16 protein-coding genes and 2 tRNA genes are annotated in these 14,812 nt (G+C 68.0%); 7 read left to right on the forward strand and 11 right to left on the reverse strand.

Annotated elements, in window-relative coordinates:
• Positions 1 to 215: 215 nt before the first annotated feature.
• The 3 genes from ACWDNU_RS10710 to ACWDNU_RS10720 are packed head-to-tail and all read left to right on the forward strand — an operon-like array spanning position 216 to position 2,426.
• Positions 216 to 455 (forward strand): hypothetical protein, encoded by a 240-nt coding sequence (locus ACWDNU_RS10710; protein WP_449668612.1) that lies wholly within the window; start codon positions 216 to 218, stop codon positions 453 to 455.
• The gene (locus ACWDNU_RS10715; RefSeq protein WP_370932507.1) at positions 452 to 1,006 is read left to right on the forward strand and encodes an RNA polymerase sigma factor; all 555 of its coding nucleotides are present in this window, start codon (positions 452 to 454) and stop codon (positions 1,004 to 1,006) included. The genes ACWDNU_RS10710 and ACWDNU_RS10715 overlap by 4 nt, the downstream gene beginning before the upstream one ends.
• A 1-nt stretch (position 1,007) precedes the next feature.
• Positions 1,008 to 2,426, forward strand: a complete 1,419-nt coding sequence (locus tag ACWDNU_RS10720) for an EAL domain-containing protein (protein ID WP_449668613.1) — start codon at positions 1,008 to 1,010, stop codon at positions 2,424 to 2,426.
• 3 nt (positions 2,427 to 2,429) lie between these two features.
• Here the strand turns inward: ACWDNU_RS10720 and ACWDNU_RS10725 are convergent, their stop codons facing one another.
• Positions 2,430 to 3,041, reverse strand: a complete 612-nt coding sequence (locus ACWDNU_RS10725; protein WP_449668614.1) for a hypothetical protein — start codon at positions 3,039 to 3,041, stop codon at positions 2,430 to 2,432.
• 80 nt (positions 3,042 to 3,121) lie between these two features.
• On the opposite strand from ACWDNU_RS10725, the gene ACWDNU_RS10730 reads away from it, so the two are divergent.
• Both ACWDNU_RS10730 and ACWDNU_RS10735 read left to right on the forward strand, forming a co-directional pair.
• On the forward strand, positions 3,122 to 3,811 hold the full coding sequence (locus ACWDNU_RS10730) for a hypothetical protein (RefSeq protein WP_449668615.1): 690 nt from the start codon (positions 3,122 to 3,124) through the stop codon (positions 3,809 to 3,811).
• Between the two features lie 8 nt (positions 3,812 to 3,819).
• Positions 3,820 to 4,542: a hypothetical protein gene (locus tag ACWDNU_RS10735; protein WP_449668616.1), complete on the forward strand. Its 723-nt coding sequence runs from the start codon at positions 3,820 to 3,822 to the stop codon at positions 4,540 to 4,542.
• 61 nt (positions 4,543 to 4,603) lie between these two features.
• Here the strand turns inward: ACWDNU_RS10735 and ACWDNU_RS10740 are convergent.
• The 7 genes from ACWDNU_RS10740 to ACWDNU_RS10770 form a co-directional block, all read right to left on the reverse strand.
• Positions 4,604 to 4,677: transfer RNA gene (locus ACWDNU_RS10740), tRNA-Arg, on the reverse strand.
• A 42-nt stretch (positions 4,678 to 4,719) separates the two neighbouring features.
• Positions 4,720 to 4,809: transfer RNA gene (locus ACWDNU_RS10745), tRNA-Ser, on the reverse strand.
• A gap of 66 nt (positions 4,810 to 4,875) precedes the next feature.
• Positions 4,876 to 6,585, reverse strand: coding sequence for a phosphatidylglycerol lysyltransferase domain-containing protein (locus tag ACWDNU_RS10750; protein ID WP_449668644.1), 1,710 nt, complete (start codon positions 6,583 to 6,585; stop codon positions 4,876 to 4,878).
• Between the two features lie 46 nt (positions 6,586 to 6,631).
• Positions 6,632 to 8,611, reverse strand: a complete 1,980-nt coding sequence (locus ACWDNU_RS10755) for an acetoacetate--CoA ligase (protein WP_449668617.1) — start codon at positions 8,609 to 8,611, stop codon at positions 6,632 to 6,634.
• Positions 8,608 to 9,216, reverse strand: a complete 609-nt coding sequence (locus ACWDNU_RS10760) for a TetR/AcrR family transcriptional regulator (protein WP_370932517.1) — start codon at positions 9,214 to 9,216, stop codon at positions 8,608 to 8,610. Before ACWDNU_RS10760 ends, ACWDNU_RS10755 begins: the two co-directional genes overlap by 4 nt.
• Before the next feature lie 11 nt (positions 9,217 to 9,227).
• Positions 9,228 to 10,118 (reverse strand): quinone oxidoreductase family protein, encoded by an 891-nt coding sequence (locus ACWDNU_RS10765; RefSeq protein ID WP_449668618.1) that lies wholly within the window; start codon positions 10,116 to 10,118, stop codon positions 9,228 to 9,230.
• Positions 10,119 to 10,203: 85 nt separating this feature from the next.
• Positions 10,204 to 10,836 (reverse strand): dienelactone hydrolase family protein, encoded by a 633-nt coding sequence (locus ACWDNU_RS10770; protein WP_449668619.1) that lies wholly within the window; start codon positions 10,834 to 10,836, stop codon positions 10,204 to 10,206.
• A 104-nt stretch (positions 10,837 to 10,940) separates the two neighbouring features.
• On the opposite strand from ACWDNU_RS10770, the gene hisC reads away from it, so the two are divergent.
• Positions 10,941 to 11,999: a histidinol-phosphate transaminase gene (hisC, locus tag ACWDNU_RS10775; RefSeq protein WP_344287699.1), complete on the forward strand. Its 1,059-nt coding sequence runs from the start codon at positions 10,941 to 10,943 to the stop codon at positions 11,997 to 11,999.
• Here the strand turns inward: hisC and ACWDNU_RS10780 are convergent.
• Both ACWDNU_RS10780 and ACWDNU_RS10785 read right to left on the reverse strand, forming a co-directional pair.
• Complete coding sequence (locus ACWDNU_RS10780) at positions 11,992 to 12,753, reverse strand: sulfite exporter TauE/SafE family protein (RefSeq protein WP_344287697.1); 762 nt, start codon at positions 12,751 to 12,753, stop codon at positions 11,992 to 11,994. The genes hisC and ACWDNU_RS10780 overlap by 8 nt on opposite strands.
• A 476-nt stretch (positions 12,754 to 13,229) precedes the next feature.
• Positions 13,230 to 13,574, reverse strand: a complete 345-nt coding sequence (locus ACWDNU_RS10785) for a VOC family protein (RefSeq protein WP_449668620.1) — start codon at positions 13,572 to 13,574, stop codon at positions 13,230 to 13,232.
• A gap of 77 nt (positions 13,575 to 13,651) precedes the next feature.
• On the opposite strand from ACWDNU_RS10785, the gene ACWDNU_RS10790 reads away from it, so the two are divergent.
• A complete protein-coding gene (locus ACWDNU_RS10790) occupies positions 13,652 to 14,350 on the forward strand; it encodes a FadR/GntR family transcriptional regulator (RefSeq protein WP_449668645.1) in 699 nt (232 codons plus the stop codon).
• A gap of 1 nt (position 14,351) precedes the next feature.
• Here the strand turns inward: ACWDNU_RS10790 and ACWDNU_RS10795 are convergent, their stop codons facing one another.
• A complete protein-coding gene (locus ACWDNU_RS10795) occupies positions 14,352 to 14,756 on the reverse strand; it encodes a VOC family protein (RefSeq protein ID WP_449668621.1) in 405 nt (134 codons plus the stop codon).
• Positions 14,757 to 14,812 lie beyond the last annotated feature (56 nt).

A 14,812-nucleotide genomic window follows, 5' to 3' on the forward strand; every position in this document is an offset into this window, starting at 1 on the left:
GGACCCGGTGACGACCAGTGGGAGGAAGGGAAATCTTGGCGGAATGCCAAGAGTGTGACCGTTAACTGTCAGCATGCCCGTCCGCAACTGGCAACGGAAGACACACCACACATCCGAGTGATGTTTCCCTTCGCTTAAGCAAGTTCCGGCGTCTACCCAGCGATGGGTTTGGCCACCGGGCCTGACCCCGGTTCCCCGTGGAAGGAGCCCACCCGGTGTTCTACCTGGTGGTCGCAGCCGCTGCCTCGGCAGCGACGGCTGCCGCACGCCCGATGTGGTGCCTGTTCCGGTTGTCGGCTTGCGTGCTGGTCCGCCTGGTCGAACAGAAACGGGCGGTGCGCCTCGCCGAAGCCGTGCTGGAAAGCGGTCGCGACGACGGCGACTGGCAGGTGCGCGCGGGCGGGCTGGACGTCTCGATCCGCCGCCGCGACCGGGGCGAGGTCGGCGGAGAGTGACCGAGCACGCTCCGCCGGGCGCGATTCAAGATCCTCGCGACGTCGCGGCGTTCACGGAGCTCGTGCGCGAACACCACTCGTCCCTGCTGGGGCTGGCGCGCACGATCTATCCCACCGGCGACTACGAACTCGCGGTCAGCGACGGACTTCTGCGCCTGTGCCGGCACTGGAACTCCATTACCGGTGATCGGGTCGCGTGGACGAAGACCGTCGTCCGGAGGCTGGCCATCGACCTGCGCCGGCGCAGCCGCGAGGAAGCCGCGGAACTTCACGAGCACGATCCGCCGATGTGGGCGGCCGAGACGCCGATCGACGGGCGGCTCGAACTGAACGCAGTACTGGAACTGCTGCCGACCCTGCCCCCGCGAGAACAGGCCGCGCTGCTGTGGAGCGCGTTCGGCTACCAGAACTCGGAAATCGCTGATCGGATGACCATCTCCGAAGCTTCCGTCCGGTCTTATCTCGCTCATGCCCGCAAGCGCATCCGCGAAGGGTGCCGCCGCCCTCCGCGAGCACGCTCGAGCCGCGTCGCCACCGAGAAGGAGGTCTAAAGTGGACAGTCGATCTTCTTCCGGTCCGCTCAGCGAAATCAAGCCCGGGGACCTTGGGCTTGCCGCGCTCGCCAGCGCGCTCTCCGCTCCGGTCAGCGAAGCCGAGCTTGCTTTTGTCCAGGCGGTAAACGACGAACTCGCCGCGGAGGCGCACTGGGGCCTGATGCTAGTGGTTCGCCTGCCACACCACAGCGAACCGGAGAACGGACTTACCCCGGAGATGACAGTCGAGTTGCATGAAGCCTTCTCCCGGCGAATAACGGGCGTGCTCTACGAATACCCGGAGACAAGCGTGCGCTCAGATGGCGCTGATCTGCTCGTGTATGTTCCCGACGCCGGCGCGGAACTGGACCTGACCAACGCCGCGGAGCAACTTTCCCCTGCCTTGAACGCACCCATGTCGCTCGACGACCGGACTGCCATTTTCAAGCCACCGCTCGGGATTGCCGTCGCACGTCCTGGATCAGACCTCGACGAACGGGCCGCCACAGCCAGAACGGGTCTCCCGGACAAGGTGAAGATCCATTGGTCGAACGCTCGCGGCACAAAGAATGTGATCCGGCCAGCAACACTTCTCGGCCAGGCCAGGGAAGCCATCGCATCCGGCCGGCACACAGTCCGCTACCAATTCATCGAGGACATCGATTTCTCCGGTGCCATCGGTGTACGCGCGGTCGCGTGCTGGCTCGGCACTGCCGATACCCCGCATCCCCTGAGCGAACTGAGTTCGCTCAGCGACTCGACCCAGCTGGCACCGGCCTTGTTCGGGCTCGTCCTTTCCGAGATCTGCGAGACTCTCCGGACCTGGCGCGCCCAGCGGCGTGCCGCGGACCCGCTCATGTTGCTCGAACTGCCGGTCAGCGTCGTGGCCGACCAGACCTTCGCCGACTCGCTGGCCGAGCATCTGCACCAGGTGCGGGTGCCCGCGCGAATGCTGCACCTCGGCATCCCATGTGACGTGCTCGCTTCTCCGCAGATCGACGAACAGCTGTTCCGACTGGCGGACACCGGGGTCAACCTGGCCTTGACCAACTACGGCACTCCCTCCACACCGCTCTGTCCTCCCGACCGCCACCCGTGGTCGCTCGCGGTCATCCCGCGCTCGGCCGTCCCGACCTCAGTGTTCGGACGGACCTTGGACGAAGCGGATCGCCGTACCTTCAGCTGGCTGGAAAAAGCGGCGGAACACCTCGACACCCGGCTTCTCGTGGAGGGCGTCGAGCTTGCCCACGCACGGAGATTGCTGCCCCGCGGTTGTTTGTACATGCCCTCCCGCGATCTGAAAGTCGCCCAGGAGCAACTCGCGGGCACCGCGTGGAAAGGGCCGGGGCACGCTGAACTGGTCCGGAAGCAGGCGTTGGCGGACCAGCGCGCCGCATCGGATTCGGACCCCACTACGGTGCCCCGCCCTCGCGGCTGAGCCTTAGCCCAGAAACTTCAGCAAGTCCTGGTGCGCTGTCTCGGGCTGTGGCAATTGCCAGACCCGCAGGCGGTGCAACTGCAGGACCGTGAGCGGCTTGGTGACGTCCACTCCGTACTCTTCGCCGCTGATTCTGTTGAACCGCAGTCCTTCTGGAGAAAACCCGGTCCCGAGCACGACGATCTGCGTATCAGCCACCCGATCGCTCGCCGCAAGCCACGCCCCGGCGAAGTGCAGAACAGCCGCCTCGACCGCAGTGCCCCGCACCGTCCAGCGCACTCGCGGCCAATCCGCTCTGCGCTCGGCCTCTTCGGTGAGGTGCCGCCACACCGCCGCACCGACGCGACTGCGGTCCGGCATCGTGCCTACCGGCTCGACGATGTTCATCAACTGCCCGAGCGGACCGTCGAGAGCGTCCAGGTGCGGCGTCGTTCCGACGAGCGCCGCCCGGTCGCCCTCGTCCGTCCGGTGCCCCAGCCAGTAGACCCCGCCGGCCGGGGTGTCGTCGACCGTCGCGATCCATCGGCGGTGCTGCTGCGGCCACTCGATATCGAAGACCTCGCCGCTCGCCGGGCCTGCTGCTTGTGCGGATCCGTCGAGCCGTTCTGCTTGCATAGCTGAAGTTTATTCGCCTCGGCGATATAGTCGCGCGGAGTCAGGTCACGGGTGCCTGGTTCGCCGTGCGGAGGGCTGGGATGACCGACAACGAACCGCCGACGAATCCCTTCCCCACAATCCCGCCTGCGAAGCCTCGGCGAACCGGCTGGATCATCGGCGGGGTCGCCGCGCTGGTGGTAGTGCTGGGAATCGGGATCGCCGTCGGCGTCGTGGCCGGACAGCCCTCGGAGCGCCCGCCGGAACCGGCCGCCGCGCCCGGCTATTCGATGGACCGCGTCGGCAATGCCTGCGATCTCGTCGATCCCGCTCCGCTGCAAAAGTGGTCGCCCACTCTCACCGGCCCACCCAAGCACGAAGAAGCCCGGCCCAGCAGGACCAGCGCCGGAAGCCTGAGCTGCCAGATGCGGTACTCCAGCGACAACGTCCTGGACACCGCCGAGGTCATCCTCGACGTCAACTTCACCAACGGAACCGCGCCGTCCTTCTACGACAACTGGAAACGCGGCAACGCCGGCAAGACCGGCGAAGGCAAGGCGTCCGGCCCGATCACCGGAATCGGGAGCGAAGGCTTCTGGCACTCCGAGGTCTACGGCGAGCTGGTCGCGAACACGCGCTACGTCCTTTGTGTACTGGACGGCAACGTCTCGGTCCGGGTCCGGCTCAACTTCAGCCGCAGCCGCGACGTCGCCCAGGTGCACCGCACCGAGGTCCAGCCGATCGCCGAAGCACAGGCCCGCAAGGCGTTGAGCGGACTGAAAGGGAACTAGGGTTTTCCATGCAGCAACCCGGATACGGCTACCCGCAGCCGCCGAAACCCGGCCCCAAAACGGGATTGATCGTCGCCAGCGCGATCGGGCTGGTCGTGGTACTCGGCGCCGGAATCGCGATCGGCCTCTCCCTCAGCAGCGGCTCCTCCCCCTCCAAAGCCGAACCGGCCCCGGCGACCCCGACCCCGTCCGCCACGCCGTCGCCCACCGCGCCGCCGGGCAAGTACTCGATGAGCGCGATCTCCAATGCCTGCGACCTGCTGGACCCGAAACCGCTGGCGAAATGGTCCTCCACCCCGATCCCGCCGACCCACCGGGAAAACCAGCCAAGCAGCGGCTACGGCGGCGCCCTGACGTGCACTCTCCGCTACACCAGCACCTCCGCGACCGACGGCGTCGCCACCAACGAGGCCGGAATCGGCGTCCAAGTGGAGTTCACGTCCGCGGGCGAGCCCCCGGCCTACGACAAGTGGAACACCGGCCCGTCGAAGGGCTGGACCGCCGGGACGACTCCCGGACTCGGCACGCGCAACTACTGGCGCGCGGGCGCTGTCACGGAGCCAGGTCCGGGCGCGAGTTACATCGTCGGGGTGCAGGACAGCAATGTCTCGGTGGAGGTTCAGGTCGCCGTCCACCGCGCCCCGGGCGAGGCCCCGCTGAAGATGGACGATCTGTCGGCGATCGCGCAATCCCAGACTCGCGCGGTGCTGGATCGGCTGAAGAAGGCGTAAATGCACAACGGTCCGGGAGCTAAAAGCTCCCGGACCGTTGTTTACTGTCTCGACCAGACAGTGCGCCCGAAGGGATTCGAACCCCTGACCTTCTGATCCGTAGTCAGATGCTCTATCCAGCTGAGCTACGGGCGCGTGTTCAGTTGTTAATCTAGCACCTGCCGAAACAGGCACCAGCGGAGGCTCCGGGATTTGAACCCGGGAGGGGGGGTTACCCCCAACCGCATTAGCAGTGCGGCGCCATAGACCAGACTAGGCGAAGCCTCCTGGGTCCCAACGACCACTGCTCAGATAGGTTACACACCCCTCCACCACCCCCGGAAGGCACCCCCCTCAACGGTGCAGCACCCTCCGTAACCAGGGCGAACGGCCGCCAAGCCCCTCGGCCTCGAAGGTCGCGATGCCGACGCGCGGCAGGGATCCGACGCCCGGGTACACGAGGTAGCGCGGGACCCACCGGGGCTGGAACTTGGCGTTGAACCGGTAGAGGCTCTCGATCTGGATCCAGCGCGAGAAGAAGTGCAGGACCTTCGCCGAGAGCCGCGCGACCGGGCCCGCGCCGATGCGCTGGCCCTGTTCCATCAGGGCGCGGAAGGCGGCGAAGTTCAGCGACACCTGGTCGATGCCGTGCTCGCGGGAGTGCAGCAGCAGCTCCGAGATCATCAGCTCGTTCACGCCGTTGTCGACGGTGCGGTCCCGGCGCATCACGTCCAGCGACAAGCCCCGCTCGCCCCACGGCACGAACTGCAGCACGCCTCGCACACGCCCGCCCTGTTCCGCGGTGACGATCACTGAACCCGGGTCGCCCATGCGGCCCAGCGCCATCGAGAATCCGCGTTCGGTCTCGGTGCCGCGCCAGGTGGCGGCCAGGTGCACCAGCTCGGACAGTTCGCCGGGGCGCAAGTCCTCCGCCCGGCGCACCAAGACCTTGTAACCGGCCCGCTTCGTCCGCGACGCCGCCTGCCGCACGCCGCGCATCACGCGACCTTCCAGCGTGAACGTCTTCGTGTCGACGACGGCCTCGTCGCCGATTTCCAGTACCTCCAGGCCAAACCGGGCCCACACCGTCGCGCCCAGCTCGGACGCGCCCATCGCGGCGGGCACCCAGGCGTTGCGCTGGCAGATGTCCAGGTACTCCTCGATCGCGCCGGGCCAGGCCTCGTGGTCGCCGAGCGGGTCGGCCGACGTCAGCGCGACCCCGGCGATCACGCGGAACGTGACGGCCGCCTTGCCGGTCTTGGAGAAGACCGCGAACTTGTCGCGGCGCAGCGCGAAGTAGCCCAGCGAGTCCCGTTCCCCGTGCTGCTTCAGCAACTCGTGCAGCCGCGCCAGTTCGTCGTCGGACAGTTCCGGCGCGGGTTCGGCCGAGCGCAGCAGGAAGTACGCCGACACCAGCACGCCGGTGATGCTGAAGATCAGCCCGATCGACGCGGACAGGTCCTCGAACCACATCTCGTGGAACACCGCGGGCCCGCTGACGCCGGTGAGCGCGAGCGCGGACTGGGAAAGCCGGTCGGCGAAGCTCAGCGGATCGAGCATCCGGGCCGGAGCGACCGACAGCAGCGCGAAGTTGAGCACGAACCCGGCCAGGACCAGTTGCAGCAGCACCCGCAAAGCGCGCCACCGGCCGACGGTCGGGTCTGGCCGGGCGATGAAGTACCGCCGCGTGCTGAGAAGTCCGGCGAGCAGCACCATGGACACCACGCCGGCGCCGAACACATGCCGAAGCCCGAGGTGTGACAACGCCAACAGCGCCGCGAAACCGACCGCCAGTTGCCAGGCGCGGCGTTTGCGGCGGCGGAGCCCGGCGGCGAGCATGATCAGCAGCACACCGGTGACCAGCGCCACAGCAGCCGCGGCAGTGGTCGCTTCGCTCGGCAGCTCCAGCCATTTGGCCACGTGGCCGCGCACGTCGCGGCCCACCGGAACGACCGTGGACACGATCGCCAGCAGGCCGGCGAGCCTGGTTATCCATGTGATCGCGACGACCGACGTGACGCCGGCCGCCTGCCAAGTGTGCTGCGCGCGTGTCCCCGTCACCACGCGTGCAACACGCACGGCCCTGCCATGCTTCCCCCCGTTGGCGCGTTCAGTGCGCGGCGAGCTCCACGAAGGGGGCCAGCGCGGCCGGGTTGGCCAGCGCGTCCCTGCTCACCGCCCTCTCCGGCGCGACTCCGGAGAGGATCCGCTTCACTGGTACTTCGCACTTCTTACCGTTCAACGTACGGGGAATCTCGGAAACGACCATGAACCGATCGGGTACGTGTCGGGGCGACAGTGCGTTGCGAAGCTCTTTCCGCAGGTCAGGCTCCACTTCTTCGAGTGTGGCACCGGCGGTGAGTACTAAGAAACACAGCAGTTGCCCGTCGTCGTTGCCCGCCGCCGACGTGTCGATGACCAGCGAGTCGGCGACCTTGGCGAACCCTTCCGCGACCCGGTAGAACTCGGCGGTGCCCATCCGGACGCCGCCGCGGTTGAGCGTCGAATCGCTGCGGCCGTAGACCACCGCCGAACCGCGGCGGGTGATCCTGACCCAGTCGCCATGCCTCCAGATACCCGGATAAGTCTCGAAGTACGCCTCGCGCAGCCGGGAACCGTCCGGGTCGTTCCAGAAGGAGACCGGCATCGAGGGCATCGGCTCGGTGATCACCAGCTCGCCGACCTCCTCGACCACCGGCTCGCCGTCGTCGTCGAACGCCGCCGCGGCCACGCCCAGCGCGCGACAGGACAGTTCGCCGAGCCACACCGGCATGTCCGGCGCGGCCGCCACGATCGCCGCGCATAGGTCGGTGCCGCCGGAGACCGAGCAGATCTGCACGTCCCGGCCGATCGCGTCGGCGATCCAGCGGAAACCCTCGGAGGACAAGGGCGAACCGGTCGAGCCGACTACGCGCAGCGCGCTGAGGTCGTAGCGCTCGGACGGGGCGAGGCCCGCTTTGAGACAGCTCTGGATGAACGGCGCGGACGTGCCGAAGTAGGTGACGCGGTGCTGTTCGGCCAGATGCCACAACGCGTTCAGGTCCGGATGGCCGGGACTGCCGTCGTACAGCACGATCGTGGCTCCGACGAGAAGCGCGGAGGCGACGAAGTTCCACATCATCCAGCCGGTGGTGGTGAACCAGAAGAACCGGTCGCCCGGTCCGAGCCCGCTTTGCAGGCCGAGCGCTTTGAGGTGCTCGACGACGATGCCGCCGTGGCCCTGCACGATGCCCTTCGGCAGCCCGGTCGTGCCCGAGGAATACAGGATCCACAACGGATGCGCGAACTCCACCGGCTCGTACGCCAGCTCGCCGCCAGCGTGTTCAGCGAGCATCGCGTTCCAGTCGATGACGCCGTCGAGTGTCCCGTCTCCCAGGTATTTCACCAAAACGGTGGCTTCCAGCGACGGAATCTGTTCGCGCAGCTGCTGAACGGTGTCGCGGATATCGAATTTCCGGCCGTTGTAAGCGTATCCGTTCACCGCGATGAGCACCTTCGGCTCGATCTGGGTGAACCGGTCGGCGATCGCGCGGATCCCGAAGTCCGGGGAACACGACGACCAGATCGCGCCGAGGCTGGCGGTAGCGAGGAAAGCGATGAGCGTCTGCGGGCAGTTCGGCGCGAGCGCGACGACGCGATCTCCTTTGCCGACACCGAAAGCACGCAATGCGGCCCGTGCGGCAGCGACGTGCGCACGGAGGTCGCCGTAGGTGAATTGCTCAGCGAGGCCGTCCTCTCGGTGGAAGATCACCGCTAGTTCGTCGTCGGCCTTCGTCGCGCCACCGATGCCGGGGCTGAGCGAGTGTTCGGCGTAGTTGAGCGTGCCGCCGTCGAACCATTTCGCGTCCGGCATCGCGCCGGACAGGATTTCCCGCGGCTGCTCGTGCCAGCGCACGCCGAAGAACTCCGCGACCGCGGTCCAGAACTCCGGAACGTGCTCGACCGAGTAGTGCCACAGGTCGTCGTAATCGGCCAGGTCGACGCCGCGCTGCTCGCGCAGCCATCGGCGGAAGGCCTCGATCTTCGTGTCAGCGACCCGGTTGGGGTCGGGTCGCCAAAGCACCTCGGGAACAGCGGCGTTCTCGGTCACCCGCCGATGCTAACCCCGGGATGCTCGCAAAGTCCTTTTTCGACCGCGCCCACCCCGGCCAGCAGCGCGCGGACGACGTCGAGGACGAACTCGCGCGTCAATGCCCGGTGCCCGAACAGCGCGCGGAACACGACGGGGGCGGCGAACAGGTCCAGCAGCAGGTCGACGTCCTGGCCAGGGCGGAGGTCCCCGCGCTCCTCGGCCTTGCGCAGGGACACGACGCAAGCCTCCCGGCGCGGGGCCCAGAACGTGGTCAGGAAGTCTTCGCGCAGTTCCGGGTCGTCCGCCAGATCGACGGCCAGCGCCGGGAGCACGCGGCCGAAAACCGGGTCCGCCAGGCCGATCCGGAGGGCGTCGAGGTGGCCGACGAGATCGCAGCAGGTGCAGCCGGTGTCGATCTCCGCGACGCCGGTGCGCGCCTCCGCCAGCGCCGCGACCACCACGTGCTTCTGGCTTTTCCACCGGCGCCGGATGGCGGGTTTGGTGGTGCCCGCGCGCTGGGCGATGGCCTCCATGGTCAGCGCCGAATAACCGGATTCGCGGACCAGCTCGCACACCGCGACCAGCACGGCGTGGTCGATCCGCTCGTCCCGTTGGCGCGCCATGGATTCTCCCGCTATTCGTTGAGCAGCACGACCTTACCGAACGATTTCCCGTGCTCCACGTACTGGAGGGCGGCCGCGGCCTCGCCGAGCGGGAACGTCCGGTCGCGCACCGCGGAAAGCTGACCGTCGGCGACGAGGGCGAGGACGCGGTCCCACGACTTCCGGCGTTCTTCCGGCGACACCGAGGTGAGACTGAACGCGAACAGCGTCGGCGACGTCTGGAAGTTGCTCATCAACGGCCCGAAGGATTCCGGCTCCGGAATACCCGCGGTCCCTCCACAAAGGACATAGCGACCGTTGGGGCGCAACAGCTCCAGGTGCTCGCGGACCTGCGGACCGGCCACGGTGTCGATGACGACGTCGTAGGTCTCCTCGGGACGCTCGCGGGTCCGGTCGACGATTTTCGCGGCGCCGAGGGTCCGCAACCGTTCGCCGTACTCCGCCGAGGAAGTCACCGCAGTGACCTCGGCGCCGCGGGCGTGGGCGATCTGGGTCGCGAGCACGCCGATCCCGCCGCTCGCGCCCCGGACGAGCACTCGTTCCCCTGGGGCCACCGCGGTCCGATGCACTGCTCCTTCCGCGACCATTGCGTTCACGCCCAAGGCGACCGCGTCGAATGGGTCGAGGTCCTCCGGTACGGGGTAAAGCTGATCGGTGTCGGCCACGGCCTGCTCGGCGTAGCCGCCGGAAAGGATCAGGGCCAGCACCCGCTGGCCCTGTTTGGTCCGGCCGACGACCTCGACGCCAGGCACCGTTGTGGCGCCGTTCCGCAGGTACATGAGGTCGACGTAGCCCACGCCGATCGCCTCGACCTCGACCACGGCTTGCCCTGGACCAGCGGCCGGGTCGGGCGTTTCGCCCAGCACGAGTCGCTGCTGGGATTCGACGAGCACCGCTTTCACGGATGGTTCCTCTCGCTATAACGTTCCGTTCCGGATCGGAACGTTATTCGAGCACGCAGCGACCCGTCAAGGGCACTGCCGGAGATCAGCGGAGGTGTGCGTCGAACCAGTCGAGGGTGCGCTGCCAGGCCTCTTCCGCCGCACTGGGATCGGCGTCGAAGCGGTGGTTCGCGCCCGGATAGCGCACGACGTTCGTCGCGACTTTCGCCGACGCCGCGGCCTCGCGCAGCTGCTCCACCTGAGCCTCGCCCGCCTCGTCGCCGGCGTCGCCGTACATGCCGAGCCACGGGCTGGTCACGCGGCCGGCGATTTCCAGCAGCTTCGGCAGCTCCGCCACCGCCTGTCCGCCGACGCTCACCGCCGCGCCGAACTTGCGGTGCGAGGCGACTACCAGCGCCGCCGTGCCGCCGAGGTCGAAGCCGACGACGCCGCGCAGGTCGGCTTCGACGCCGCGGTCGGTGAGCCATTCGAGCGTGCGGTCGGTGGCGTCGAGGAGATCGCGCTGAGTGAGCTGTTCGCCGGACTCGATGTGCGGCGTGACGGTGAGCCAGCCTTCGCCGGCAAGGCTTTTGACCAGCAACAGGACGCCGTCGGTGACCCCGTCGCCCTCGTGCAGGACCACCAGGCCGCCGCGAAGCGCGCCGTCGGGTTCGGCGAAGGTGAGGCGAAGGGTGCTGCCGTCGGTACGCTGGTGATCCACGGTGGTCGTCGACGTCATCGCCTCATGCAATCACCTCTGGGTGAACATTGGGAACCTTCCCGGATCGGCCGGGGCGAGATACGGTGACCCCGTCGTCCCGTGAAAACCGAGGAGTTCCGACGATGCCGTCCCTCGCCCCCCGCCCTGACCTCGATTCGTTGCCGAAGTACGTCCCTGGCCGGACGATCGAAGGGGCCGTCAAGCTCGCGAGCAATGAGGTGCCCGGCGGTCCGCTGCCGAGCGTCCAGGCGGCGATCACGGCTGCGGTAACCGGCGTGAACCGGTACCCGGACAACGGATCCCAGGCTTTGCGCGAGCGGCTTTCGCGGCGGCTGGACGTTCCGGCCGAACGGCTCGCGATCGGTTGCGGTTCGGTTTCGCTGTGCCAGCAGATGATCCAGGCGCTGTGCGGTCCCGGCGACGAGGTGCTGTTCGGCTGGCGGTCGTTCGAGGCCTACCCGATCGTGGTCCAGGTGGCGCTCGCGACGGGCGTGAAGGTTCCGCTGACGCCGGAGCACGGGCTGGACCTGGACGCGATGCTGGCGCGGATCACCGACCGCACCAAGCTGGTGTTCGTCTGCAACCCCAACAACCCGACCGGCACCGTGCTGCACCGGGACGAGATCGAGCGGTTCCTCGAAGCGGTGCCGCCGCACGTGCTCGTGGTGCTGGACGAGGCGTACAAGGAATTCGTCACCGACCCCGAGGTGCCGGACGGCGTCGAATTCACGCGGACGCACAGCAATGTGGCGGTGCTGCGCACGTTCTCGAAGGCGTACGGGCTCGCCGGGCTGCGCGTCGGGTACGCGGTGGCTCCGGAACCGATCGCGCAGGCGCTGCAGCAGGTGTACGTGGCGTTCTCGGTGAACAGCATCGCGCAGGTGGCCGCGATCGCGTCGCTCGACGCGGAGGACGAACTGCTCGCCCGGTGCCGGGAAATCATCTCCGAGCGCACCCGCGTGCGGGACGCGTTGCTGGAGATGGGTTACGAGATCCCGCCGACCCAGGCGAACTTCGTGTGGTTCCCGCTCGGGGATGCCACCGCGGCTTTCGCCGAGCACATGCTGGACCGGAAGCTGATCGTGCGCCCGTTCCCCGGCGAGGGCGCGCGGGTGACGATCGGGACGCCGGAGGAGAACGACCTGTTCCTGGCCGCGGCCAAGGAATTCCAGGCTATTTGAGGATCAGCTGCACGACCGCGGCGAGCCCGATCACGACGATCACGCCGCGCAACACGGTGGGCGGCAGCTTGCGGCCGATCTTGGCCCCGAGCTGTCCGCCGATCGTGGACCCGAGCGCGAGCAGCCCGATCACCGGCCAGCTCACCGGCGCGACGAACGCGTAAATCGTGCCCGCGACGATGTTCACGACGGCGGACAGCACGTTCTTGACGCCATTGAGCCGCTGCAACGGTTCGGACAGCAGCATGCCCATGACGGCCATCATCATCACGCCCTGCGCGGCGGTGAAGTAGCCGCCGTAGATGCCGATGACGAAGAGCAGCCCGAACAGCAACGGCCCAGCGTGATGCTCGCGCCCGTTGGCCTCGCGGCGCTTCTGCACCCACTTCGAGACCTTCGGCTGAACGATCACGAGCACGACGGCCAGCCCGACGAGCACCGGCACGATCTTCTCGAAGGCGTCCTTGGGCAGCGTCAGGAGCAGGATGGTGCCGCCGATAGCCCCGAAAAACGAGGCGACCGCGAACCGCACCACCTGCGGCCAGTACCCGACGAGCTCGTGCCGATAGCCGTACGCGCCACTAATCGTGCCCGGCGCGAGCCCGACCGCGTTGGACGTCGTAGCGGTCACCGGCGGATACCCGAGCGCGACAAGCACCGGGAACGTCACGAGCGTCCCGGAACCGACCACGGTGTTGATGGTCCCGGCCCACATCCCGGCAATGAAGATGACGACGGCATGCCACCAGGTCATAAAGCGATCACCCGCTGACCCTAAGCAGCAGCCTCGGTGGTCTGCGACGCGATGTGTCCGGTCAGACACTCGAAGGAACCGCCGGAGACTGCGCTCGGGAGTGGATGACGGGCGCGATTCGGCTCAGCGGCTACGCCCTCGCGCACGCGGCGGGCCACGGACTCAGCGGGATCGCGCATGAGCCGACCCGGCTGCTAGTGCGCAGTCCGGGTGGCCGCCAGCTCGGTGCTTGCTTGGCCACCAGCCATGCGGAACCCGGCCACTAACCCGCGCCGCCGCCGCTTGCCCACACCTCGCCGAGCCAACGCACCTCGCCACCGGCCCGCTCCCAACCTGGCCGCCAGCCCACATCGCCACCAGCCGGGGACGAACCCGGGAAGCAACCCGCTTCAGCTGCCAGCCCTCACCTGCCTCCTAGCTCCGCGCCTGCCGCACTCACCTCTACTCCCCCTCGCTCATCCCCACCGAACCCCGCCTCACCGCTCAAAAACGCAAAACTCATTCCCTTCCGGATCCGCCATCACATGCCACTCCCGGCCCCCTCCCCGCTCCGCCACCATCCGTGCCCCGGCCGCCGCCAGCTCGTCCGGATCTCCCCACACGTCCAGGTGCATCCGGTTCTTCACCGTCTTGCGTTCCGGCACCGGGTTCAGCCAGATCAGCGGCCCCTCGCCACCCGGGTCGACGATCGCGACCGGCCACTCCGGCGAGCGCTCGCCGGGCGGGCTCCGGCGGACGTACCCCATCGCCGAGCACCACCAGTCCGCCAATGCCTGATGATCAAGAGCGTCCAGCGCCAGGTCTTTGAACTTCGCGGCCATGATCCCTCCCCAACCTGTCAACGATGGTGACACCCGCCACCGACAATTTCGCGCGTCCCGAGTCGTCACCTGCCAGGATGGGCGGCGTGGCACACGAAACCGACCAGGTCTGGAGCGCCACGGTCGACCATCTGCGCGCGATGATCGACTCGGGCGAGCTTCCGCCGGGCTCGCGCCTGCCCGCGGAGCGCGCGCTGTGCGAGCAGCTCGGCATCAGCCGCGGGTCGTTGCGGCAGGCGTTGCGCGTCCTGGATTCGATCGGTTACGTCCAGATCCGCGCGGGGTCCGGTACCTACGTCCGCGAGCACGGCACCGAGGAAAGCCCGCTGAGCAGCTGGTTTTCCGAGCACGAACAGCTGGTGGAGAAGCTGTTCGACCTGCGCGCGACCGTCGAGCCGACGCTGGCCGAGCGGCTCGCGCGGCAGCACACGCCGCGCGTCGTGCAGCGGCTCGCGGACAACGTCGCGGAGATGGAGGAGGCCGCGGCGAACGGCGACATGTTGCGCGTCATCGCGACCGACGCCGAATTCCACCGGGTGATCGCCGGCAACGCGGGCAGTGACGACGTCGCTGACTTGCTCCGTTCAGTGCTCGCCCTGGTCGGCGAGGAACGCCGGGCCGCGCTTCGGCTGCCTGGGCAGATCCGCAAGGCGGTGGCCGAGCATCGCGCGATCCTCGACGCCATCAGCCGTTCGGACGCCGCGGCGGCCCGCGAGATCACGCTGAAGCACTTGCTGGACGCGAAAACCTACGCCCACGACTACGCGTCTTCCTGAGTCAGCACACGCAGAACTCGTTGCCTTCCGGATCTTGAAGCACGGCGAAGCAGCCGCTCTCGTCTTCGATCGTGCGCAAGTGCACGGCACCGTGCTCGACCAATCTGGCTGCTTCGGCCTCGACCACAGCGCGCTCCGCCGAGGTTCCACGCACGTCCAGGTGCAGCCGGTTCTTGCCCCGTTTCGGCTCCGGCACCCGGTGAAACAGCAATCGCGGGCCGAGCCCAGCTGGGTCGGCGATCGCACACCAGGCCTCCGCGCCGCCCCCGACCGAGCGCGAGAACTCGGCCCAGGTCGACGCCCCGGCGGGCGGCTCCTCGACCGCATACTCCAGCGCATCGGCCCAGAAGTCCGCCAGCCGCTCCGGTTCCGCACAGTCGATCGCGATCTGCAAGCGCTTCGCCATGCGTAAGGATGATGCCGCACTCGCCAATCAGCGCTACAGTCTTCACAAGTTTATGA

This window comes from Amycolatopsis sp. NPDC003676 (assembly GCF_053587275.1).